This window comes from Fulvivirga sp. M361, from assembly GCF_007097395.1.
GTDB lineage: Bacteria > Bacteroidota > Bacteroidia > Cytophagales > Cyclobacteriaceae > Fulvivirga.
Genome location: NZ_VKDC01000028.1, coordinates 34,346 through 59,097 on the forward strand (window position 1 = coordinate 34,346; position 24,752 = coordinate 59,097).

Here is a 24,752-nt window from a genome sequence, read left to right on the forward strand (position 1 = left end):
AAATTCCCCGCCTTTCAACTTATGGATATATGCCAGTAAAAAACGGAAAGGAATATACATGCATATAAAATTTGATTATCCACATAAGGTAAGGACTGACTTCCTTGGGGATGTTGTGAAACAATTGATTGAGCGTAGAAAGAGGCTTGGCATCACCCAAGATCAGCTTAATCATGCGCTTGGTGTTGCCGATAGGCTGGTCAGTCATTGGGAGTGCGGTGTGAGAAGTCCGACAGCTTTTCATCTCTATTGCTGGGCGGATGCGCTCAAAAGTCAACTTATGATTATACCCAAAGAACCCTCACCAGAACCAATCTGTCAAATTACAGCGAATGATAATACTCGTACGATTAAAACAGCCACTAATGATAATCATGAGCCCATCGCGTATAAGGAGCTTGTCAATCAGACTGGCTAACCCGTGATTTTACCAGATACAGAAAAGAGGGAAGCAGAGCCATAAACAGCTCAAGCGGCCCTCTTTTCTTTCGTTCTAATAAAAATGCCAATTGTTGTACATATGTTGTACATAAAATAAAAAAGCAGTTACAAATAAATGTAACTGCTTGATGTACAAGTAGCGAGGGGGGGACTTGAACCCCCGACCTCCGGGTTATGAATCCGACGCTCTAACCAGCTGAGCTACCTCGCCAAATCTTTTCCTCTGCGTATTTCTGCCTGCAAATGGAGCGCAAACTTACTAAGTTTGTTTTAGAGATTCCAAAAGCTTTTAATTTTTTATTTATTTTGTAACCTGATAAAAATACTCTATCTTAAAATACCTAATATTTAATACATGAGTAAGCATTTATTCACCACTGATTTTGAAATTAACGCCTCTAAGAAGATGCTGTATCCTTATTTGCACAGCGCGAGTGGGTTGTCGCAGTGGATGGCAGACGATGTTACGATTGATGAAGATAAGGTTTTTAATTTTATCTGGGATGATGAAGATCACCGGGCACGACTGGTAGCGCATAGAACGAACAACTATGTGAAATTTGAGTTTGTGCCGGAAAACGATGAAGATGCAGAGGATCCGGCTTACTTTGAGTTAAGACTGGATATGAACGAACTTACTCAATCCGTTTTTATCAAAATTACCGACTATTCTGAAATGGATGACACCGATGAGTTGCACGATTTGTGGAGCGGGTTGGTAGATAATCTGAAAGAAACCGTTGGAGGGTGAGTATTTCTTTCAAATTGTGATAATTTTGGCCGGTTTTTTGATGTGATGCTTCGCAATGAAGAAGATAGATAAACTGATCCTGTCCTCGTTCCTGGGGCCATTTTTCCTGACTTTCCTGGTAGTGGTGTTCATACTGCTGACCCAACACATGTTGAAGTATTTTGACGACATCGTGGGGAAAGACCTTGGATGGGATGTGCTCGCACAGCTCTTCTTCCACTTTGCAGTGTTCATGACACCTATTTCCATCCCATTGGCCATATTACTGTCTTCTCTGATGACTTTTGGAAATCTTGGAGAGCATTTTGAACTGACCGCGATTAAAAGTGCGGGCATATCGCTATTGCGGGCCTTACTACCTATATTTATTTTTGTGCTTGCCCTCACGGTACTTGCTTTCTACTCCAACAACTATTTTGTGCCCAAGTCCGCTCTTGAAGCTTATAGCCTTCTGTATGACATCAAACAAAAGAAACCGGCGCTGGACCTAAAACCAGGAGCTTTTTACAATGGTATCCCTGACTTCAGCATTAAGGTAAACAAGCGTAATGAAGATGGTAAGCGCCTGGAAGATATCATTATCTATGATCATCGTAATGAAAACGGCAATAAAAAAGTGACACTGGCAGATTCCGGAGCCATGTATACCATTCTAAATGACAGGTACTTAAAATTAGAACTTTTTAGTGGTAATTTCTACTTTGAAAATAGTTCGGAAGCAGGCTCGAATCGAAGGAAAAGCAAAAAAGAAACACTTTCGCGTAGTAGTTTTAGTCGTAGTGAATATGTCCTTGACTTGTCCTCTTTTGGACTGGACAGGACCGACCAGAGTCTTTTTGAAGGAAACCGCATCATGCGAAATGTCTCACAGCTTACCACGGACATAGATTCTATGAAAGGCCGCATACTCGATAGACGTGCGAAGGTGTTCTCAGAAGCTCCCTATGCTTTTTATTTCCATATGAGGGACGATACCATAGAGCTTCCGGAATACCTGCGTATGCATCAGGAACAAAAGGATTCATTGGAATTGGAGAAACTCAGGGCTGAAATCCGCAAGTACGAAGAGAAGGATTCACTGATGAAACTTGAGGAAGAAGCATCGTCAGAAAAGCTAACGAAATACAGCTCAGATGAGCAGGATAAAATAGCAGAAAATAAAGCGCGAATTGAAGAGCTTGAGGCAAGAAAGAAACTGCGATTGTCCAAAGCAGCTAAGTTAAACGCTAGTCCTGATTTAGTCTTAAAGGGTAATAGCCCTGATAACCCAAAAATAGTAGCGCCCCTGGTAGATGTTGAAATGTTGGAATCCATGGCAAAAAAGGATTCATTGGCGAATGATTCCTCCAAAACAGCACTTGAGGTTGTAGAAGAGCTGATAATAATGGAACCGGATCTGAAAACAGTTCAATCGGCACTTAGCTTATCACGTCAGGCGAAAAGTAAGTTGCAGACGTCAAACACCACCATTAAAAAAATGAAATATGAGCAAAACGTTTTCGCTGTTCAATTCCATAAGATCCTGGCGAATTCTGTGGCGTGTATCATTATGTTCCTGATAGGCGCTCCATTAGGTGCTATTATCAAAAGGGGTGGACTTGGAGTGCCAGTGTTAATGTCTATTATATTTTTCATCATCTTTTATGTGATCAGCATGACAGGTGAAAAATGGGCCAAACAAGATGTTATTGACCCGTTAATAGGTATGTGGGCGGCCAATGGCATTTTATTTCCTATCGGGTTGCTGTTTTTGAGACAGGCGCGGAACGACGCACGTTTGTTTGATGCGGATTTTTACAATGTGATCATAGAACGTGTAAAAAGTTGGTACAACCGTAAAAAAAGTAAAGCATCCTCAGAGTTATGATTGATGCCGGTTAGTAGTGATCGTTTCTATTTTCACTGATCTTATTTTCAAAGCATTAAAAGACAGTTTTATTCTATTCACTATGCTTGGTTATTGGTTATGACATTCCTAAATTTGCACCTTATTTTATTTATCATTTAGTTGAACTAAGCATGTATTTACAAAAAGAGAGAAAGCAAGAGCTGTTTGAAAATCATGGTCGGTCAAAAGCAAAAAGCGATACAGGTTCTGCCGAGTCGCAAATAGCACTTTTTACTTACCGCATTAAGCGCCTCACAGAGCACATGAAGCAGAACAAAAAAGACTACTCTACTCAGCAGGGTCTTTTGAGATTAGTAGGTAAGAGAAGAAAGTTGCTGAATTACTTACAAAAAATAGATATCGAGAGATATAGAGCTATCATAGCTGAATTAAAAATTAGAAAATAAACTTAAAAGGGAATCGCTAAGATTCCCTTTTTGCCTTTCACAGAGCATCATATCAGGCTCTAATACAAAATATATTTTTATGCAATTGAATATTATCAATAAAACTTTTAACCTACCTGACGGAAGAACAGTATCCATTGAAACGGGTAAACTAGCGAAACAAGCGGATGGATCTGTTGTAGTGAAAATGGGCAATACCATGTTGCTTGCTACAGTGGTGTCTAAGAAAGAGGCCAAAGAAGATGTGGATTTCCTTCCCCTTTCTGTCGACTACCAGGAAAAATTTGCATCGTCCGGTAAGATACCTGGCGGATTCCTGAAAAGAGAAGGACGCCTGTCTGATTACGAAATTCTTATCAGTAGATTGGTTGACCGTGCGGTACGACCCATGTTTCCGGATGACTACCATGCGGATACCCAAATTGCTTTGTCTTTGATCTCAGGAGATGAAGACGCACTGCCTGATGCATTGGCCGCCCTGGCTGCTTCATCTGCATTAGCAGTATCTGATATACCCTTTAACGGGCCTATCTCTGAAGTGCGTGTAGGACGAGTGAATGGCGAATTCATCGTAAACCCTACCAAAGAACAAAAAGAAGAAGCTGACCTGGACATAATCGTGGCAGCTACCATTGAGAACATCCTGATGGTGGAAGGAGAGATGAAACAGGTGTCTGAAGATGATATGCTGGAAGCCATTAAAGTGGCACACGAAGCGATCAAGGTCCAATGTCAGGTACAGCTTGAACTTCAGGAAGAAGCGGGAAAAACAGAAAAACGTGAATACTCGCATGAGGTACATGATGAAGAATTGAAAAGCCGCATGCACGCAGAACTTTATGATAAAGTGTATGCAGTGGCACAACAACAAATTGCTGATAAAACGATAAGATCAGAGTCTTTTAGTAAGATCAAGGAAGAGTTTGTTGAAAGTTTTGACGAAGAGGAAGAGGTAAATGCCCTACTGATAGGCGCGTACTTTAAAGGCATCCAAAAAGAAGCATGCCGTAACCTCGTGTTGAACGAACGTAAGAGGCTGGACGGAAGGGAAATGAATGAAATACGCCCTATATGGTCTGAGGTAAATTATCTTCCTTCTACACACGGTTCTGCTGTATTCACCCGGGGGGAGACCCAGTCATTGAGCACGGTTACGTTAGGGACAAAACTGGACGAACAACTCATTGATGGTGCAATGTACTCCGGTTCCAATAAATTTATGCTTCATTATAATTTCCCTGGTTTTTCTACAGGTGAAGTGAAGCCTAACAGAGGTCCGGCGAGAAGAGAAGTAGGGCATGGAAACCTGGCATGGAGAGCTTTAAAAGAAGTTTTACCTGCAGAAAGCCCTTACACCATACGTATAGTATCTGATATCCTGGAGTCAAATGGTTCATCGTCCATGGCAACGGTCTGTGCCGGTTCACTGGCCATGATGGATGCCGGGATCAAGATAGAAAGACCGGTTTCAGGTATAGCTATGGGAATGATCTCAGATGCCGAAACAGGTAAATTTGCCATCCTTTCTGATATTCTTGGAGATGAAGATCATCTGGGTGACATGGATTTTAAAGTGACAGGTACTGAAAAAGGAATTACGGCCACTCAAATGGACATTAAAGTCGATGGCCTTTCGTATGATGTGTTGAAAGAAGCATTGGAACAGGCCCGTGAAGGAAGACTTCATATTCTTAATGAAATGAAGAAAACGATCGAAGAGCCTGCGGCGGATCTAAAACCTAGCGCACCGCGCTCAGAGATTGTCAAAATCGATAAAGACATGATCGGTGCCGTTATAGGACCTGGCGGTAAGGTAGTACAGGAAATACAAAAAGAAACCGGTGCTACAGTGGTGATAGAGGAAGATGATAAAAACGGTATCGTAAGCATTTTCGCAGTGAACAAGGATGCCATGGATGAAGCTTTGAAAAGAGTGAAAGCCATTGTAGCCATACCTGAAGTGGGGGAAGTATATGACGGTAAGGTGAAGTCCATTATGCCATTTGGGGCGTTCGTAGAGTTTATGCCTGGTAAAGATGGCCTATTGCATATCTCTGAGATAAAATGGGAGAGAGTAGAGAAAATGGAAGGTATAATGGAAGTAGGAGAACAAGTAAAGGTAAAACTTGTGGAGGTAGATAAGAAAACCGGCAAATTCAGATTATCTCGTAAAGTTTTGTTACCTAAGCCAGAAAAAAAGGAAGAAAAAGCTAGCTAATTTTCCCGTGAATTATTGCCATTTGATCTGTAATTCGTTAAAATCGTTATGAACTTGGGTTCTATAACTAATAATGGACAGGATTGAATGAGACAGCTTAAGATTAGTAAACAGATCACGAACAGGGAAAGTCAATCACTTGACAAGTACCTGCAGGAAATAGGAAAAGTAGATCTGTTAACTCCTGATGAGGAAGTGGAACTTGCTCAGCGCATTAAGGAGGGAGATCAGCTGGCCCTCGAAAAGCTTACAAAAGCGAATCTTAGGTTTGTTGTTTCGGTAGCTAAGCAATATCAAAATCAGGGACTGTCATTAGGAGACCTGATCAATGAGGGAAACCTCGGGCTTATCAAGGCTGCACAACGTTTTGATGAGACCAGGGGATTTAAATTTATCTCCTACGCCGTATGGTGGATAAGACAGTCCATTCTACAGGCACTTGCTGAACAGTCTCGTATTGTAAGGTTACCCCTGAATAGGGTAGGTTCTTTAAATAAGATCTCGAAGACATTCTCCGAATTGGAACAAAAGTACGAGCGAGAACCTTCTCCTGACGAATTAGCCGAAGTATTAGAGGTGACCACTTCTGAAGTAGTGGACACGATGAAAATATCTGGCAGGCACGTTTCCATGGATGCTCCGTTCATTCAGGGGGAAGAGAACAGCCTGTTGGATGTACTGGAAAATGACCTGGAAGAGAAGCCGGATAGTGAGTTGATGAATGACTCACTACGCAGGGAAGTTCAAAGAGCGCTGTCTACATTGACGCAACGAGAGGCGGATGTAATAACACTGTACTTTGGGCTGAACGGAGAACATTCTATGACCCTGGAAGAAATAGGAGAGAAATTTAACCTTACACGTGAGAGAGTCCGCCAGATCAAGGAAAAGGCAATAAGAAGACTTAGGCACACCTCCAGGAGTAAAGCGCTCAAACCTTATTTAGGTTGATGATAAGACTATAAGTAATAAGATCGAGGTCTCGTGAACTAACGAGACCTTTTTTTAGTATTTGCTAAATGACTGACATTTTGAAGAATAGATTGGTTTTATTAAAACCAATTCTCTTAAATGCAGGTTAAGAAGAATAAGCATTAAGTTACTGTTATGACAGAGGAAAAAGTTAAAGTACTAATTATAGGTTCAGGTCCGGCAGGTTACACTGCGGCTGTTTATGCTGCCAGGGCGGGTTTGAAACCTGTTATGATTACCGGCGGACAGCCCGGCGGACAACTCACTACGACGAATGATGTGGAGAACTACCCTGGATACCCTGAAGGTGTCAACGGGCCACAAATGATGATGGATTTCCAAAAACAAGCTGAAAGATTTGGTACTGATATTCGATTTGGTCAGGTCACGTCAGTGGATTTCTCAGGCTATCCTCACAAAGCTGTTGTAGATGACAAGCATGAGATCACGGCGGAGTCAGTCATTATCTCTACGGGAGCAAGTGCAAAACACTTGGGTATCCCTTCTGAAAAGGAATATTATAATAAAGGCGTATCCGCCTGTGCCATATGCGATGGCTTTTTTTATAAGGATAAAGTAGTGGCAGTGGTAGGAGGAGGGGATACTGCTGCAGAGGAGGCTACTTATCTGGCCAACTTATGTCCTAAAGTATATTTACTGGTGAGACGTGATGAAATGCGTGCTTCTAAGATCATGCAAAGTCGTGTGTTGAATACACCAAATATAGAAGTGTTATGGAATACGCAGACCGATGAGATCTTAGGGGATGGAGAATCTGTGAATGCCATGCGCGTGGTAGACACTCAGACAGGTGAAAAAAGAGAGATAGCCCTGGAAGGCTTTTTTGTAGCCATAGGCCATACGCCTAATACAGGTATATTTAAAGACTACCTGGATATGGATGAGACAGGATACTTAAAAACGATACCTGGTAGCTCTAAAACCAATATTGAAGGAGTTTTTGCCACAGGCGATGCTGCTGACAAAGTTTATCGGCAAGCTGTGACAGCAGCAGGTACCGGATGTATGGGGGCTTTAGATGCAGAAAGATTTCTCCAGGCAAAAGAAATGGAATTGGTTTCTGAAAACTAAACCAGTTTCAGAATTGTAATAAAGAATAAATGTGAAGACCGGAGCTATTCCGGTCTTATTTTTTGTCCCGGAAATATTACCTGGACACCATAACTTTTGCCGGAAAGATATAAAACGATGACAAAACTAGATATTTTAGCCTTTGCCGCTCACCCTGATGATACAGAATTGAGTTGTGCGGGTACATTGGCATCACATATTGCTAAAGGGTATAAGGTAGGCGTGGTAGATCTTACCCGGGGTGAACTAGGGACACGTGGAACGCCTGAAATAAGGGATAAAGAGGCCAAAGCATCAGCTGAGATACTCGGATTAGCCGTTCGTAGTAATTTGGAAATGGAAGATGGTTTTTTTGAAGCAGACCGGACTAACCAGTTAAAATTAGTCAGAGCCATTCGAACATACCGCCCTACGATACTATTTGCAAATGCCATAAAAGACAGACACCCGGACCATGGAAGAGGTGCTAAGCTTGCCGTTGAGGCTACATTTTTATCTGGTTTGGTAAAAATTGAGGTGAAGGATGACGATGGACAATTGCTAGCCCCATGGCGCCCGCAAGTAGTCTATCACTATATTCAGAGTCAATTCATTTCACCGGACCTGATCGTAGACGTAAGTGCGCATTGGGATAAGAAAATGGAGGCCATACGCGCTTTTAAATCCCAGTTCCATGACCCGGATAATGATGAGCCTGATACGTATATATCATCTCCTCAATTTATGGAAATGATAGAAGGCCGTGGGAAAGAACTGGGTCATTCAATAGGAGTGGCCTATGGTGAGGGGTTTACCGTTAACCGCAACATAGGAGTTACGGACCTTTTCAATTTGAAGTAACTTCAAAGATATTCCGTTACTTTGAAGGTAAGGGCTTTACATCATACCCTTGATCAGCCAATAACTTAAGTACGCTGATATCATCGGCCAGGTGTGAGGCACCTATAGCGAAAAAGGTGGGAGCCCGATTCATGTAACCTATCATTTTTGGCAACCACTCTTTATTTCGTTCTTCAATAAAATACTTTTTGAAATTTCGATTTCCTTCCACCGGGTGTAATGTATATTCCAAAGTATTATGCAAATCCCCCTGCTTGTAGTATTCCACTACTTTTTCATAGTCCTCTACTTGTTCTTCAAAGTTGTTGATCGTATGTTTCAAAGAATGGATCTGATCTTCGAGCGCGAATTTTTCCAGCGCTGCTACTTCTCGCTCCACGGTTTCCAGTCCTAAGGAGATCAATCCGTTTGTTTCTGCCAGTTGCAGTAACTCTAATTCGTAGTATCTGACCTTTTCCTTTTGGGCCAGACGTGTGATGGTAGTGGATAACATTACCGGCTTAAATTTGCTGTATACCATCTCAAATTTTAGCTTACCAACGCCCAACTTGTCATGAAACAGTTTTTCAAGCTGTTTAAATTCTTCTTTGGTCAGGTAATCCTTTAAAGACTCATGGTGTTCCAGATGGGCAGCCTTGTTTAATTCGTGCTTGGCATGGTGGTCCAACAGTGTTTCTGTAGATAAAATTTTGCATGCTTTTAACTTTTCCAGGCCTTCCTGTGGGATGCTGTACTTACTTTCAGGTACAAACTTGAGTATAGCCATTATATAGGAGGGAGTCTCTAATCCGTTACCGCTTACTTCCCATAGAATGGCGTTCTTCTTGTAGTTTTGAGCACTTACATTTGAAGAGATGACAAAAATTAAGATCAATGACAGCATTGAAGTGAACCGTACAGCTTTATTCATAAGTAATTTTGATTACAAGGTACAACTGGTATTATTGCGAATCTATAAAAATATTTTCTATAATGTCTATTAATATTACTACACCTGCTTTACTGTTTCCTGCAATATCGTTGCTTTTATTAGCCTATACAAATCGTTTTTTGGCTATAGCAACGTTGATCAGGGGACTTCATAAAAAACATAAAGAATATCCGGACCATGGGGTTATATCAGGTCAGATCCGAAACCTTAAAACGAGGTTGAGCCTGATAAAAAATATGCAGATTTTCGGTATTTCAAGCTTCTTCCTGTGTGTACTGAGCATGTTCATGCTATTCAGCGAGAACGAAAAATGGGGGAATTATATTTTTGGCGCCAGCATATTGTTCTTACTGGTATCATTAGGCATATCACTTAGGGAGATTCAAATAAGTACAAAAGCATTAAACCTCGAACTAAGTGATATGCAATAAAAACTAATGCACGATTAAAGAGTCAATTTCTGCACCCTCCGGCATAGTGAATAGAGAGGGTTCAGGTCGTTTTGCGGAAAATTTAACATCAGTGAAATTTACTTTATAACGCAGGTCTCCGATCTTGCCATCTTTAAAAAAGTGACCTTCGATATAAGCCGGTACTAACAGGCCGTCAGCGGTTTGCCATTCTTTGTACAGAAGTACGTTGTATTCCTCTGTTTCCAGATCAGTAAAGTAGGTGACTGTATACAAAAGCAGCTCCAGTTGAAATGTTTCAGGATTGAAATGTGCAATGTAATAGTCTTTACTTGCGTCACCAATGCCTTCGCCATAAACCACTTTTAGGGCACGGTATGTTTTATCTTCTATCGTTCGTTCTCCCAGATCTTCATAGATAGCACCGTCATCTGCCAGTACAGGAGGGATGGTAAAGAAGTAAAATAAGAGATTGTGATAAAAACGTGGAGGCAATGGACCAAAGGCTTCTTTTGAAGGTGTTACCCAGGTTTCTTTTCCATCCATACCCAATACATATTGTTCGCTTTCAATACGGACGTTACGGTTCCACAGGTCCACTGTATGCGTCTCAACCTTATCACCTCCAAGGGTAGAATTAACGGCATAGGTCAAACTTACATAACCTTTCCAGGTGTCTAAGCCTCCATGCGCTTTCAATACGTTTTGGAACAACGCAGGATAAGCGCTCATATCTATTGGAGTATCAGTAGATGCAACTTCTTTTTCGACGGTTGTATTCTCTGAGTCAGGTGTGCTGGAAGTACAAGCAGCCAAAATAGATACTAATAATATAGCTGTCAGGGATCTTTTCATAATTCTATATTTGCTAATGTTGAAAGTTTACTTAAAACTACACAGGTATTAAGGATTAGGCGTGTCTTTGAGTTGACAACTGCATGAACACACTAAAATTATTTGAGAGCAGGGAAAGAAACGTTATTCCGAAGGCCTCTTGAATATGTTTTTGTCGATGGATTCATTCATAACTACTTCGTCGAAAATGATCACAGAATTTTGCCCCATGATACTTGTTTCATATCGATGAGGCATGAGAATTCCCAGGTTCGTCTCTTTGTAATCACTTAATTTAGTTTGTATTGAAGTGCTGGTACCAGTCTCGCTTGCCATAGTTAAACTAGTAGAGACAGGCATGTAGTTTTCTTTATCGAAGTAGAAATAGACCTTTTCTGCGCTGTCTTTATCTTTTATGATCTGCAATTTATAGGTTTCCACACCGTCTACTTCTTCTGTACCTTTCAGAATTACTTCATAACCTTTTTCCTTATAATAGATCCAATCCGGTTCCAGGCTTTGCTGGCTTTGAAGTAATTGCTTTGTCATAGGTTCCGGCATGGATTGAACGGCATTACTTCCTGTCATGGGGTTGATCATCCAGGCGTCAGTCCCATCATAACCTTGTACTATTTTATGGCCCATAGCGTCTGTTTCCGTATAAATAAAGTTAGGTTTCATTTGTACGATTTTGGTTTTAAGCTCGCCCATGGGTAGGCTCATTTTGGTCATGATCCTGATGCTTTTTACCTTATTCCATGCTTCTTTTCCTCCACTATTTTCAATATGTTTCCTGAGAATAGTTTCAGCAGTTTGAGCTTGTACAAAACCTATAGTTAAAAGTAGTGTGACCAGGTAAGGAGAAAATTTCATGATATCGATTTGTAGATTAACCTATTTACTGAATGTAAACATACAATGATAGGTGACTTGGAAGAACTAACCCAGTAAAAATAGATTTTAGCTGAATTATTAAACAATAGCAACGGGCAGCGGTTCAATGTTCATGAAACAATATGTAATAGTAGGCGGGAGTTCAGGGATCGGTTTGAGTATTGCCAACTCTCTTTCAGCAGCAGGTAATAAAGTGCGTGTTCTGTCAAGAAGTTCCAATGACGTATGGGATGAAAACATCGAATACAGACAGGTAGATGTGCTCAATGAAATGCCTGAAAATGATCTTGAAGAATTAAATGGGTTGGTCTATTGTCCCGGATCGATCAATTTAAGGCCCTTTCAAAGCCTTTCCGAAAATGATTATCTTAATGATTTTCAGATCAACGTGATCGGCGCTGTAAAAACAATAAAGACTTTTTTAAAAGCGTTGAAAAAGACGGAAGGATCTTCCATCATCTTATTCAGTACAGTGGCTGTTGCGCAGGGTATGCCATTCCATGCATCAGTTGCCAGTTCAAAAGGTGCCGTAGAGGGTCTGACACGTTCACTTGCTGCTGAACTGGCTCCAAAGGTACGTGTAAATTGCATTGCTCCTTCTATCACGGACACACCTTTGGCGGCTAAGCTTTTATCTAATGACGAAAAGAAAGAAAAATCAGGAGAACGACATCCTCTGAAAAGGGTTGGGAGGCCTGAAGATGTAGCTTCCGTAGCTTCTTTCTTACTGTCTGAACAGGCTTCATGGATCTCTGGTCAGGTACTGGGAGTGGATGGAGGGATGTCTGCACTACGCCCACTATAGTATATTCTTCCTACGCGTTAGCAGTTAATTGATTTATGTGTATGTTTAAAGGTATGACCTTTAGACGTTTATTTATCTGCGCTTATTTGGCCATCAATTACCTCTCCTCGTGTACAGAAAATACAGAAGAATTGACTCCTGGTATTTCACTGGAATTAGCAGAATACCGTAATTCTGTTATTTCTGATGTTGTTTATGACCTCAACTTTAACTTACCAGAGGATCCGGATGTTGCCATAAATGCTGAGTTGAAATTGTCTTTCACATTATCATCAACAGACCGTGATTTGGTGTTGGATTTTAATGCCGGAGATGAGTTGGTCCAAGAGGTACAGGATGAAAACGGGCCTGTGCCTTTTAGTGTACAGAATGAACATCTTGTAATAAAAAGAGAGGCGCTGGCATCGCATAATCATTTTTATATCAAGTTCATTGCGGGTGATCGATCGCTTAACAGAAAAGAGAATTTTTTATATTCTTTATTTGTACCGGCGAAGGCTTCCAGCTGTTTCCCCGTATTTGACCAGCCCGATATAAAAGCTAAATATCGCTTGACGTTGCAGGTCCCGGCTGCTTGGAGCGCTATATCTAATGGACCTTCCCACGTAAGTGACAGCTCATCCAACCGCAAAAAAATCACTTTTCAGGAAACATTACCTATCAGTAGTTATCTTTTTGCTTTTGCAGCAGGTGAATTTCAAGCCATTACAAAAGAAATCAATGGAAGGGAACTCACCATGTATCATAGGGAAACGGATCAGGATAGGGTAGAACGTAATTCAGGAGCTATTTTTGACTGGCATATTAAGTCATTGGAGTGGTTGGAAGAGTATACCGGCATCCCATACCCTTTTGGGAAATTTCATTTCGTACTGTTGCCTTCTTTCCAATTCGGAGGTATGGAGCACCCCGGAGCGATATTTTATAAGTCCTCCAGTCTGTTTTTGGATGAATCACATACGTTGACAGAAGAGTTGAGGCGCGCACGGCTCATAGCACATGAAACGGCGCATATGTGGTTTGGAGATCTTGTGACTATGAAGTGGTTTGACGACGTATGGCTGAAAGAGGTATTTGCCAATTTTATGGCTGCAAAAATTGTTCAACCCAACTATCCGCAGATTAATCATGACTTGCAGTTTATAATGTCTCATTATCCGGGCGCCTATGCGGTAGACAGGACCCAGGGCTCACACCCTATCCAGCAGCCTCTTGATAATTTAAAGGCGGCGGGATCACTTTATGGAGCCATTATTTACCAAAAAGCCCCTATAGTGATGCGTATGCTGGAGGATAATATGGGGGAGCAAGCTTTTCAGACAGGAATAAGAACTTACCTGGAAAAATACCAGTTTGCCAATGCGTCCTGGGACGATCTCATTGGAATATTATCTCAAAATACAGACTATAAACTGGATAGGTGGAATAATCATTGGGTAAAAAGTCCTGAGATGCCTCATATAAGATATAACATGAGGCAAAAGAGAGACACCATAAATAAATTCGATCTTTTCACCTACCGCAAGGATGAACAGTCCAATATTTGGTGGCCTCAGAAATTGGAGTTGCTCCTAGGGTGGGCTGATAGTGCGCATCATATTGAAGTTAATAAAACGTCCAGACGACTCAATGTAGCTGAGGGGATAGGGCTTCCTTTTCCTGAATATGTATTTACCAACTCAGATGGCGCCGGGTATGGATATTTTAGCATGAAATCCGCTAGCATTGAATACTACCTGGAAAATATCCATGAAGAAACGGATGAGGTGATCCGTGGGGCAGTCTGGATGAGTTTGTACGAAAACATGTTGTATGGTAAGGTAGACCCTGAGCGATTTGCCATGGCATTGATGAATAATATAGTGACAGAACAAGAGCCGTTGATAGTTTCTTATTTGATGGACGTACTTAAGCAAACCTTTTGGATTTATCTTAATGATAATCAGCGTGATATGATAATTCCGAGGTTGGAAGGGGTACTTTTGAACCGACTTTTGAGCACTGAAAATGATAATTTAAGGACCACCTATTTTCGAGCGCTGACAACGTTTACATTTACCGCAAAAGGCACCCAACTTCTGCATTCCATATACCTGGATAAAATGGAAATACCGGACCTTTTGTTTTCTGAGAACGATAAAATAAAACTGGCTTATGAACTTGCTGTGAGGGAGGTGGAAGGATGTCAAAGACTTATGGAAGATCGATTTCAAAAAATAGAAAACCCGGACAGGAGAGACCGGATGCGGTTTGTAATGCAGGCCCTGTCTGCTGATGAACAGGATAGAGATACATTTTTTAATAGCTTGAAAGACGTGGTCAACAGATCAAATGAAGAATGGGTATTGGAAGCATTGTATTATTTGCATCATCCCCTTAGGACTTCGGAATCTGCAAAATACATTAAGGAGAGCCTGGAATTATTGGAAGAAATAGCTGAGACTGGAGACATCTTTTTTCCTAAAAGATGGCTCGACCGAACGTTAGAAAACCATCAGTCCGAAGAAGCTGAAGATGCAGTCAGGCAGTTTCTCTATGACCATAATAAGTATCGTTCCGATTTGAAAAATAAGCTATTGCAATCTTCTGACCACCTTTTTAGATCAGAGAATGTACGACAAAGTTGGGGTGAGTTAAAGCGTAAAGAAAGCCTTGAAGATGATAAAGGTGAATAATTTTTTGTGTGGTTGTTGGATACCACAGTAACCTTTTATTAATTCATGTTGTCAATTAGAATAGTCCGCGTAGTGTATGAGTGAGGAGCTTTTAAAGGCTGTTATCCAAATGTTTGCCATTGTAGCCAAAGAACGGGTGACAGAGGATGAACGTGCTAATATTAAAGATTTTCTATTAGTCCACCTTAACCAGGAAGCGATTGGTTATTACCTGAAACTATTCGATGACTATTGCTGTGAATATGAAGTAGAAGCTGCGAAGGACCTTGAAAACCTGGATTCTGAGACACTGGCTTTCGTTGACGACTGGGCAAAGATCATGGCCATTGCCAAACAGGTGAATGAGGCCTTAACCATGCAGCAGAAAGTAGTAATGATCGTTAAGATCGTTGAACTCCTTTATGCGGATGGTGATATTTCAGAACGCCAGGAAAATCTTATCTTTTATATCAGCGAAGCGTTAAAGATCGGAAGACGGGATATTATGACGATCAAGTCATTTATTATTGGTCAGGATCCAGATGAACTATCATCTCGCAATATCCTTATTATCGATGAAGGATCTGGTGATTTGGAAATCGAGGGGCCTAGTATGGTGGCAAAGAACCTGACGGGACTAATTGCTATTCTCAGACTTCCTGATATTGAGACCTACTTTATTAAGTACTTGGGTATCTCTACTTTATACTTGAATAGCATCCAGTTAAAAAGCCGGAAAATAGACATATTCCCTACGGGTAGTACGATACGTGGCTCTAAGATCAACACAATTTATTACAGCGACATCGTTAGCCGGTTTTTGATAGGGCAGGTGGAAACGAATCTTACTCTTTCTGCAGAGCATATTTTCTACCACTTTAAAAGTGGAAGGGCGGGCTTGCAAAATGTTGGCCTGACCGTTGAAGGTGGTAAGCTAATAGGTATCATGGGGTCCAGCGGGTCGGGTAAATCTACCTTTTTGAATGTGTTGAATGGTTCGGAACGTCCATCGAGTGGGCGTGTACTTATCAATGGGGTCAACATTCATGAATATCCTGAAAAAGTGGAAGGAGTGATTGGTTATATTCCTCAGGATGACCTGCTTATTGAAGAGCTTACCGTATTTGAGAACCTTTACTACGCTGCGCGCCTTTGTTTTGAACAATATTCGGCTAAGACTACCGAACGGTTAGTTGAAAAAGTGCTTCTGAACCTTGGACTGTCAGAGATAAGAAACCTCAAAGTAGGGTCTCCTCTTGAAAAAACCATTAGTGGTGGCCAGCGCAAGCGGGTGAACATCGGATTGGAATTATTGAGAGAACCTAGTGTATTGTTTGTAGATGAACCTACCTCCGGGTTATCATCTCAGGACTCTGAGAATATCATGGATTTGCTCAAGGAGCTATCACTGCGTGGTAAAATGGTGTTTGTCGTCATACATCAGCCATCGTCAGACATCTTTAAAATGTTTGATAACTTACTCATTCTTGATATTGGAGGCCTGCAGATCTATTATGGAAATCCCATTGAAGCCGTTACTTACTTCAAGGAAATAGTCAATGCTGCCAATAAAAATCAGAGCGCCTGCCCCGAATGTGGTAATGTAAATGCAGAGCAAATTTTCAGCATCATAGAAACCAGGGTGGTCAATGAATTCGGACGTCTCACGAATGTGCGTAAAATTTCACCCGGTCAGTGGTATCAATTTTTCAGAGATTCGATCAAGATCCCGAAGGTCAGACACTCGGAAGAAAAGATCAAAACCAGGCAACATATTCCCGGCTGGTTCAGCCAGCTGAAAGTGTTTATAACACGAGATATACTCGCTAAAATGTCCAACAGACAGTACCTGGCTATCAACTTGTTGGAGGCCCCACTGCTGGCTATGTTCATGTCTTTTCTGGTTCGCTATTATTCCACCATTGGTGATTCAGAAAGGACCTATTCATTTTATCAAAACGAGAATATCCCAATATACTTTTTCATGAGTATCATAGTGGCGCTTTTTATGGGCTTGACAGTGAGTGCTGAAGAAATATTTCGAGATCGGCGTATATTGAAAAGAGAGCGGTTTCTTAACCTAAGCAAGAGCGGTTACCTGGTTTCTAAAATACTGGTCTTATTCATGATCTCAGCCGTACAAACGATCAGTTTTGTGATGATTGGGGATATGATCTTACAAATAGAAGGAATGGGACTACGTTATTGGATGATCCTTTTTAGCTGTTCGGCTTGTGCTAACTTACTTGGGCTGAACATATCTGCTACTTTCAATTCCGCTGTTACCATCTATATTCTGATCCCGTTATTATTGATCCCACAGCTCTTGTTAAGTGGGGTGGTGATCAATTTTGATAAGTTTAACCCATCAGTGACTACACTGGATGGCGTACCATTGGTAGGGGAGTTTATGGCATCCAGGTGGGCTTTTGAGGCGGCTATGGTCACACAGTTTAAAGACAATGCTTTCGAATCTCAGTTTTATCATTTGGACCGTCAGGCTGCACTTGCAGAATATAAGAAGCTCTATCATATTCCAACGGTACAGAGTAAACTGGTCTATGCTTTTAATAATTTAAAAGAACGACTTACACCAAAAAGAGAACGAATTAGTAAGTCGCTCAGTATCGTAAGAAATGAAATAGAAGATGAATTGGAGATAGTAGGCGCTGATAAATTTACCCAAATGGACCGACTTTACATTGATAAGTTTGATTCCCTTGGTTATATGGAGGCCAACCGGTTCTTAACTACCATGGAGCGTTTTTATAGTCAACGATATGCAAACACCGTTAGACAGAAGGACCATATCATCGACTCTTTGACTGCTACGCCTCAGACGAAGAAGTCCTTTGATTCAATGAGGTTCGTTTATCAAAACGAAGCTATTTATACCACACTTACCAACCGCACTTCAGTCCATCGTGTTATTGAGGTGGAAGATCGTTTGATTCAGAAGATCTATCCTATCTATTTTGAAGACCATGACCCCGGGCATTTACTGGATGTAAGGTCTAAATTTTTCGTGCCGGAAAAACATTTGGCAGGGAAGTACTTTGATACGCTTGCATTCAATATTACAGTGATATGGTGCATGACCTTATTGCTTTATGTATCCCTTTACTATGATGGATTAAAACGCATTATGAGGATATTTGACTCGGATAAAAGAAGACGTCGGGCGAAGAATTAATAGAACCAGGTCTCTTAAAGATTGTTGTTTTTTAATTGATATACTTTTCAATGCTCAAAATAGCCTGGTCTGATATCTATGCACATCCTTTACCGGAAAACCATCGTTTTCCGATGAGCAAATATGAGTTGCTGCCCATGCAATTACTGCATGAAGGTACCATAGAGCGTGCTAACTTATTTCCTCCTTCACCTATTGCTGAAAAACATATAACAAAGGTCCATGATCCGGAATACTGGCAAAAATTGAATACCTTATCACTTTCCAGGTCTGAAATAAGAAAAACAGGTTTCCCGCTTTCAAGGCAACTCATAGACCGGGAGATCAACATCATGCACGGGACGTTGCTTTGTGCCGACTATGCCATGGAGTATGGTATAGCCATGAATATAGCCGGAGGTACCCATCATGCCTTTACGGATCGTGGCGAAGGGTTTTGCCTCTTAAATGATATCGCAATTGCTTCTCAATATTTGCTTGATACCCATCAGGCAGAACAAATTCTGGTGGTAGACCTTGATGTACACCAGGGTAACGGCACTGCACAGATATTTCAACACGAACCAGGAGTTTTTACCTTTAGTATGCATGGAGCAAAAAATTACCCCGGACATAAAGAAAAGAGTGATCTTGACATAGACTTGCCGGATGGTACAGAAGATAAAGAATATCTGGACCTTTTAGATAAAACACTGTCTGAATTAATGGTTCGTTTAAAACCTGACTTTATCTTTTTTCAGTCAGGTGTAGATGTTTTGGAAACAGATAAGCTCGGTCGCCTGTCACTTACTATTGAAGGGTGTAAACAAAGAGACAGGTTGGTTTTGGAAACAGCCAGAATATGCCAAATACCACTGGTAGCCTCAATGGGTGGAGGGTATTCAGAGGATATTCGCCTGATCATAGAGGCTCATGCCAATACCTATCGGCTGGCTCAGTCCATTTTCTTTTGAAGAAAAATTATTTGCAGTCGATAGATTTCATCAACAGGCCTTAGTACCAGTTACCGAAATTCGGAGTCATACCATTTTCACCACACTTATTCGCAGTTTATCTCGTTAGTCCCAACATCCGGTATCCGGCCCTTCGTCCTGTGTGCTTCCCTTAAGATCTCAAAATGCAATTTTCAATAAGGTCCTGATAAAGAGTGACTGAAAACTTTATATTTTATTAATATGTAATACTCTATTTCCTTTTTAAATCATCGTAATTTCAATAATTAAATTATTAACCTATCTAATCAAATGAAAAAAAAATACCCTAAACCAATTCATTTTACCCTTTTGCTGCTTTTGTTCGGACTTACCCGGCTACCGGCACAAAGTGTTTTTATTAATGAGATACATTACGATAATATAAGCGGAGATGCTAACGAAGGTATAGAAATAGCAGGACCTGCCGGTACAGATCTTACAGGATGGTCATTGGTGCTTTACAACGGCAGTGGTGGTACTACCTACAATACCATTGCGTTATCAGGTGTGTTAAATAATCAACAAGGTGGCATAGGTACACGCTTTTTCAATGCAACCGGTCTTCAGAATGGGTCTCCTGACGGAATCGTCCTTGTAAACCCTTCTGATGTCATCATCCAGTTCCTGAGCTACGAAGGTGTCGTCACAGCGACTAACGGGATTGCTTCCGGCCTCATGAGTGAAGATATCGGTGTTGAAGAAAGTAACAGTACCACGTTGTCGAGTGAGTCTTTACAGTTAGCAGGAACCGGATCTGTTTATACGGATTTTACCTGGCAGACTCCTGCCCCTAGCACATATAATGCCGTAAATAACGGACAAACTTTCGGCACGGGTACACTACAGACCCCGCTGATTAACGAATTTGTCTTTAATCATGATGGGACGGACAGCAACGAGTTTATAGAAATATTTGGAGCTGGTAGTACAGACTATAGTACTTTTTCTATCTTAGAAATTGAAGGAGATGGTGCAGCAGCCGGCCTGATAGATGAAGTAATAACAATAGGCAGCACGGACAGTCAGGGTTTCTGGACTACCCCTTTTCTTTCCAATGCCATTGAAAATGGCACCGTTTCTTTATTATTGGTTGAAAATTTCACAGGCGCTGAGGGAGATGATCTGGACACAGACAATGATGGTGTTCTGGATAGCCAACCCTGGGATACACTGGTAGATGACATATCTGTCAATGACGGAGGCAGCGGTGATATTACCTATGCCGGAACAGTGCTTAGTTCTGGATACGATGGGATTTCGTTTACGGTGGGTGGCGCGTCAAGAATTCCTGACGGCGCTGATACAAACAATGCCACCGACTGGGTAAGAAATGACTTTAGTGGAGCTGGATTGCCTTTATTTCCTGGAGTAATAGCCGATGCGGGTGAAGCCGTTAATACACCGGCATTGCCCAATAAAGTAGCTACAGAACCATTGGCTGATCTGTTCATTAATGAAATAGATTCTGATACAGATGGGCTTGATTCGGCAGAGTTCATTGAGTTGTTTGACGGAGGTGTTGGAAATACTGCACTGGATGGACTGGTAGTAGTACTTTATAATGGTAGCGATGATCAAAGCTATGGGGCATATGACCTGGATGGATTTACCACTAATGCCGAAGGGTATTTTGTTCTTGGGAATGCCGGGGTTGCCAATGTTGATTTTGAAACAAACCCGAATTCACTTCAAAATGGCCCTGATGCTGTAGTTGTTTACCAGGGGGACGCGATTGATTTCCCGAATGATACGCCAATATCCCTGGACAACATACTGGATGCTGTGGTGTATGGAACAGGTGACCCGGAAGATGCCGGTTTGCTTCCTTTGCTTAATGCAGGTCAGGTTCAGGTAGATGAAAATGCTAATAATGTAAAAGATACTGAGTCATTAGCACGTATTCCCAATGGAGCAGGTGGAGCAAGGAACACAGCTTCATTTGAGGCTGTGTTCCCCACGCCCGGGGTGGCTAACGATGTTATTGTTACCCCGGAGCTGGTTACTATAGCTGAGGCCCGGGCTGCCATGTTGAACGAAACAGTTACTGTACGAGGAGTGCTGACTGTAGCAGGAGAGCTGGGTGGACCCGCTTATGTTCAGGATGCTACAGGAGGGATAGCCGTATTTGACTCGCAGGTGCAGGGAAATGTAGCGTTTCAGATAGGTGATTCTGTTGAGATCACTGCTGTAAGAGATGAATTCAGACAGCAGGCACAACTTGAAAATGTGACCAATTTGATAGATTTTGGTACCGCAAACCAACCCATTGTACCCAGGGTAATAACGTTAAGCCAGTTGCCGGATTATCCCGGTGAATTGGTGACTGTTTTAAATCCTTCATTCCCTTTACCCGGAGACTTACTTTTTGGTAATGCCAATTTCGAACTAAGCGATGCCAGTGGTACCGGCCAGTTGAGAATTGACAATGATGTAGAAGATTTAGTAGGTAAAGCGCAGCCGGAAACCTGCGCCAGTGTAACAGGTGTGGTAGGGCGCTTTGAGACATTTATCCAACTGTTGCCAAGATTAAAGGCAGACCTGCCGTGTGCCGAAGAATTTGTTCCTACTGGCGATGACCTTAACATACCCAAGTCTGAAACTTTTGACGTGGTTACCTGGAATATCGAATGGTTTGGTGATGAAAGTAATTCACCCGCAGCCGGAGACCCTGACAGTGACCAGATCCAAAAAGACAGCGTAAAAACAGTTATCCTGGGTTTGGATGCTGATGTAATCGCCGTGCAGGAAATTACGGACGATGTGCTTTTTGCCCAAATGGTGAGTGAGCTGCCCGGATATGATTACATACTTTCCGATTTTGTTTCAAGGCCGAATGACCCCGGGGCCAAACAGCGTGTAGGGTTTGTATACAAAACAAGTACGGTTACACCTGATACTACAGAAACAAAAGCGTTATTGACCGCCGTCCATCCGCTTTACAACGGAGGTGATGCGTCCGCATTAATAGGTTATCCAAGTGAGCCGGACCGCTTTTGGGCCAGTGGGAGAATGCCTTTCCTGATGGTGGCCGATGTGGAGATAGCAGGTATCACCAAAAAGATCCACCTGGTAGCTATACACGCCAGAGCTAACAGCGGCAGGGATGCCCAAAATCGTTACGACATGCGGAAGTTTGATGTTGAAGTACTAAAAGATACCTTAGATGCCTTTTACAGTGACGTGAACCTTGTTTTGCTGGGAGACTATAATGACGATGTAGATTTTACGGTAGCTGACATACCTTCTACGCTCACTTCATACGAAGTATATGTAAACGACACTGCAAATTACAATCCGGTGACCGAAATATTGAGCGAAAGAGGGTTCCGTTCTTTTGTGTCCAGAGAAAATGTAATTGATCACATTAGCTTGTCCGATGAATTGTTTGATGAGTTTTTAGAAGGTTCTGCCAGGGCAGGGTACGAGTTTTATGATAATGACTATAGCTTCACCACATCAGACCATTTGCCTATCTCCATACGTTTAAGCTTTGTTCCTGAAGTAACCTTCAACACAGCTCAGGCGGTAGAGGTTGTTTCTTTCAAACAGGGGAAACGAAGAAACGGAAGACCTGTAGTATGGTGGAGAAGCAATCCGGCCAAAGCACTGGGAAGACCTTTGGAAAACTATTATTTTAACTTTGTAAGCCTTGGGTTTGGCGGTGAGATCGTATTACGCCTGGATGAAAAGCTGTACGACCTGGAAGGCAATGATTTCAGGATATATGAAAGTACCTTTGGCAGGTTAGACATACCTTGTTATTTCTACCCGGAAAAAGCAGAGGTATTTGTTTCCGAAGATGGTGAGGAGTTTACTTCATTAGGTACTACCTGCCTCGATGGAAAATTTGATCTTGCATCTGCAGGGTTAGATTTTTCCCGGTTCATAAAAGTGAAAGACATTTCTGACCCCCGCCAGTTTTTTGGTAATGCGGACGGTTTTGATCTGGACGGTATATGGCCTGTTAATCCTCCTTCTGCACATAATGGACGATTGTCAGGTGACCTTGAGGACCATGAGAATTTTGCCCCGAACGAAGAAGGTGAGCTGGAAGTTGTTGCTTTCCCCAATCCTTTTGTAGATAAAGTAAAACTAAATTTACTTTCCGAAGATGATAATATTAAAAAACTGCTGTTCTACAACGCTGTGGGTAGGGTAGTTTTTGAACAGGAAGTGGACTCTTCCGCAGGGTATCAAACCATCGAAGTGGACCTGGCGGATTTGCCATCCGGAATTTACCTTATGAAAGTGCAAGGCGTCGGGAAGCAAATAGAGAAGACATTTAAGCTAATAAAGCGTTAGTAACGGAGTTTAGTACTTTAGTCACTCAATAAAAGAAAACAGGCTACTTTTTAAGTGACCTGTTTTCTTTTATTCCCGTAGTTTTTAAGACGAGGTTAGTTGGCTAAACCCTGAGACTTTGACAAGTTATAATGCATCAGAAGCTAAAATGTTATGTAGTTAAATTAAATGCTCTTTATTTGTAAACTGTCAGAACCGAACCGCATTAACCACCGATACCTATGAAATACGGTAAAGTCTTTTCTCATGAACTTGAGCACCTTGATCTATCACTTCCGCCAGACCACTCCGATACCATTAAAGCCTTTAAGAGCAAAAAAAACAACCCGGTAAAAGTACACGTCGGGTGTGCTAAATGGGGGATCAAAGAATGGGTGGGGCTTATTTACCCACGAAATACAAAAGATAAGTTCTTTCTTGATCAATATGTGAAGAATTTCAATGGTATTGAGATGAATACTACTTTCTACAGTATCAAAAAAGAAAATGTTGAAAATTGGGCAAGTCGTGCACCGGATGGGTTCAGGTTCAGCCCCAAATTTTTAAGAAGCATAAGTCATTTGAAACGCCTTAATGATGCAGGGTATTTTACGGATCAGTTTCTGGATGCTGCCGAGGCTTTTGGAGAAAAATTAGGCCCTTCATTTCTTCAATTGCCTGATAATTTTGCCGGTAGACAGCTGGAATCTCTACGAAAGTATGTACAGGACATTCCGGATGACTTTCCCATGTTCGTTGAACTAAGACATACGGACTGGTTTACCGATCCTGCTATTTTCGACGAAACATTTACTATGATGGCTGAGCAAAAAAGGGGGGTGGTCCTCACGGACGTGGGAGGACGACGAGATGTACTCCATATGCGTCTGACCGTACCTAAGGTCTTCATACGTTTTAATGGATACAACCTTCACCCATCAGATTATCAGCGCCTGGACGAATGGGTACAGCGGATAAAATATTGGATTCAAAATGGGTTGGAAGAATTATACTTTTACGCACACCAGGAAGATGAAACGCATACACCGGTCACGTGTGATTATTTCATCAAAAAGATCAACGAAGCATGTAACTTAAACATTGCACGTCCTGATTTTGTGACAGACAATGCTGGCATGCCGGGTACACTTTTCCCAGACATATAGT

Annotated in this window: 18 protein-coding genes and 1 tRNA gene; 15 read left to right on the forward strand and 4 right to left on the reverse strand. The window is 41.7% G+C overall.

The window, feature by feature from the left end; translation table 11 throughout:
- Nucleotides 1–58 precede the first annotated feature (58 nt).
- Nucleotides 59–418, forward strand: a complete 360-nt coding sequence (locus FNH22_RS23585) for a helix-turn-helix domain-containing protein (protein ID WP_143400917.1) — start codon at nt 59–61, stop codon at nt 416–418.
- A 160-nt stretch (nt 419–578) separates the two neighbouring features.
- Here the strand turns inward: FNH22_RS23585 and FNH22_RS23590 are convergent.
- Nucleotides 579–652, reverse strand: a tRNA-Met gene (locus tag FNH22_RS23590).
- Between the two features lie 144 nt (nt 653–796).
- Between FNH22_RS23590 and FNH22_RS23595 the strand changes: the two genes are divergently transcribed.
- The 7 genes from FNH22_RS23595 (at nt 797) to bshB1 (ending at nt 8,609) form a co-directional block, all read left to right on the forward strand.
- Nucleotides 797–1,192, forward strand: a complete 396-nt coding sequence (locus FNH22_RS23595; protein WP_185154378.1) for an START-like domain-containing protein — start codon at nt 797–799, stop codon at nt 1,190–1,192.
- A gap of 55 nt (nt 1,193–1,247) precedes the next feature.
- Nucleotides 1,248–3,059: an LptF/LptG family permease gene (locus tag FNH22_RS23600; protein ID WP_143400918.1), complete on the forward strand. Its 1,812-nt coding sequence runs from the start codon at nt 1,248–1,250 to the stop codon at nt 3,057–3,059.
- A gap of 152 nt (nt 3,060–3,211) precedes the next feature.
- Nucleotides 3,212–3,487, forward strand: a complete 276-nt coding sequence (gene rpsO, locus FNH22_RS23605; RefSeq protein ID WP_143400919.1) for a 30S ribosomal protein S15 — start codon at nt 3,212–3,214, stop codon at nt 3,485–3,487.
- Nucleotides 3,488–3,566: 79 nt separating this feature from the next.
- The gene (pnp, locus tag FNH22_RS23610; protein ID WP_143400920.1) at nt 3,567–5,705 is read left to right on the forward strand and encodes a polyribonucleotide nucleotidyltransferase; all 2,139 of its coding nucleotides are present in this window, start codon (nt 3,567–3,569) and stop codon (nt 5,703–5,705) included.
- Nucleotides 5,706–5,792: 87 nt separating this feature from the next.
- Complete coding sequence (locus FNH22_RS23615) at nt 5,793–6,656, forward strand: RNA polymerase sigma factor RpoD/SigA (RefSeq protein WP_143400921.1); 864 nt, start codon at nt 5,793–5,795, stop codon at nt 6,654–6,656.
- A 156-nt stretch (nt 6,657–6,812) separates the two neighbouring features.
- Entirely contained in the window at nt 6,813–7,769 is a 957-nt protein-coding gene (trxB, locus tag FNH22_RS23620; protein ID WP_143400922.1) for a thioredoxin-disulfide reductase, read from the forward strand.
- A gap of 117 nt (nt 7,770–7,886) precedes the next feature.
- Nucleotides 7,887–8,609 (forward strand): bacillithiol biosynthesis deacetylase BshB1, encoded by a 723-nt coding sequence (gene bshB1 / locus FNH22_RS23625; protein ID WP_143400923.1) that lies wholly within the window; start codon nt 7,887–7,889, stop codon nt 8,607–8,609.
- Nucleotides 8,610–8,625: 16 nt separating this feature from the next.
- Here the strand turns inward: bshB1 and FNH22_RS23630 are convergent, their stop codons facing one another.
- Nucleotides 8,626–9,519 carry a TraB/GumN family protein gene (locus FNH22_RS23630; RefSeq protein ID WP_143400924.1) on the reverse strand — a complete coding sequence of 298 codons (894 nt, stop codon included), beginning with the start codon at nt 9,517–9,519 and terminating at the stop codon, nt 8,626–8,628.
- A 62-nt stretch (nt 9,520–9,581) separates the two neighbouring features.
- On the opposite strand from FNH22_RS23630, the gene FNH22_RS23635 reads away from it, so the two are divergent.
- Nucleotides 9,582–9,971, forward strand: coding sequence for a DUF2721 domain-containing protein (locus FNH22_RS23635; RefSeq protein ID WP_143400925.1), 390 nt, complete (start codon nt 9,582–9,584; stop codon nt 9,969–9,971).
- A 3-nt stretch (nt 9,972–9,974) separates the two neighbouring features.
- On the opposite strand, the gene FNH22_RS23640 is transcribed toward FNH22_RS23635, so the two are convergent.
- Together FNH22_RS23640 and FNH22_RS23645 are read right to left on the reverse strand one after the other, a co-directional pair.
- On the reverse strand, nt 9,975–10,805 hold the full coding sequence (locus FNH22_RS23640; RefSeq protein WP_143400926.1) for a DUF6503 family protein: 831 nt from the start codon (nt 10,803–10,805) through the stop codon (nt 9,975–9,977).
- Between the two features lie 123 nt (nt 10,806–10,928).
- Nucleotides 10,929–11,657: a hypothetical protein gene (locus FNH22_RS23645; RefSeq protein WP_143400927.1), complete on the reverse strand. Its 729-nt coding sequence runs from the start codon at nt 11,655–11,657 to the stop codon at nt 10,929–10,931.
- A 133-nt stretch (nt 11,658–11,790) separates the two neighbouring features.
- Between FNH22_RS23645 and FNH22_RS23650 the strand changes: the two genes are divergently transcribed.
- From FNH22_RS23650 to FNH22_RS23675, 6 genes are all read left to right on the forward strand, one after another.
- Nucleotides 11,791–12,483 carry an SDR family NAD(P)-dependent oxidoreductase gene (locus FNH22_RS23650; RefSeq protein ID WP_143400928.1) on the forward strand — a complete coding sequence of 231 codons (693 nt, stop codon included), beginning with the start codon at nt 11,791–11,793 and terminating at the stop codon, nt 12,481–12,483.
- Between the two features lie 53 nt (nt 12,484–12,536).
- Nucleotides 12,537–15,158, forward strand: a complete 2,622-nt coding sequence (locus tag FNH22_RS23655) for a M1 family aminopeptidase (RefSeq protein ID WP_185154379.1) — start codon at nt 12,537–12,539, stop codon at nt 15,156–15,158.
- A 76-nt stretch (nt 15,159–15,234) separates the two neighbouring features.
- Nucleotides 15,235–18,330 (forward strand): ATP-binding cassette domain-containing protein, encoded by a 3,096-nt coding sequence (locus FNH22_RS23660; protein WP_143400930.1) that lies wholly within the window; start codon nt 15,235–15,237, stop codon nt 18,328–18,330.
- 50 nt (nt 18,331–18,380) lie between these two features.
- Entirely contained in the window at nt 18,381–19,283 is a 903-nt protein-coding gene (locus FNH22_RS23665) for a histone deacetylase (protein ID WP_143400931.1), read from the forward strand.
- Between the two features lie 291 nt (nt 19,284–19,574).
- A complete protein-coding gene (locus tag FNH22_RS23670) occupies nt 19,575–23,606 on the forward strand; it encodes an endonuclease/exonuclease/phosphatase family protein (protein WP_143400932.1) in 4,032 nt (1,343 codons plus the stop codon).
- A gap of 221 nt (nt 23,607–23,827) precedes the next feature.
- Complete coding sequence (locus tag FNH22_RS23675) at nt 23,828–24,751, forward strand: DUF72 domain-containing protein (protein WP_143400933.1); 924 nt, start codon at nt 23,828–23,830, stop codon at nt 24,749–24,751.
- Nucleotide 24,752 lies beyond the last annotated feature (1 nt).